Annotated in this window: 1 protein-coding gene; it reads right to left on the bottom strand. The window is 69.6% G+C overall.

The window, feature by feature from the left end; all coding sequences use genetic code 11:
* Positions 1-70: 70 nt before the first annotated feature.
* On the bottom strand, positions 71-391 hold a 321-nt coding region (locus RM844_RS33300; RefSeq protein ID WP_311671150.1), incomplete at its 5' end, for a MaoC/PaaZ C-terminal domain-containing protein.

Below are 391 nucleotides of genomic sequence, written 5' to 3'. Positions count from 1 at the left end.
GTAGTGGGTCGATCCTGTCAACCCACCACGCGACGTGCAGGGGTTCTACGAAATTGCCGGACCGGCTGGATCACTGGGCATACTCGGCGGCGCCGTCCTCGAGGACGAGCCGGGCATCGGCACCGTCGGGTCCGCTGGCTTCGGTTCGGAACACGGCCCGTCCCGGTTCGGTACGCCAGATCGACGTCGTCAGCGTCTCGCCCGGGAACACCGGCGAACTGAACCGCGCCGCCACTGCGTGAACCTTCGTGGCGTCACCGCCGCCGAGCTCGGCGACCAGCGCCCGCCCGGCCACACCGTAGGTGCACAGCCCGTGCAGGATCGGCTTCGGGAACCCGGCGAGGTTCTGCGCGAACCACGGATCGCTGTGCAGCGGGTTGCGGTCCCCGGA

The sequence above is a fragment of the Streptomyces chisholmiae genome (assembly GCF_031845445.1).
Classification (GTDB): Bacteria; Actinomycetota; Actinomycetes; order Streptomycetales; family Streptomycetaceae; genus Streptomyces; species Streptomyces chisholmiae.
This window is presented reverse-complemented; position numbering and strand designations above follow the sequence as displayed.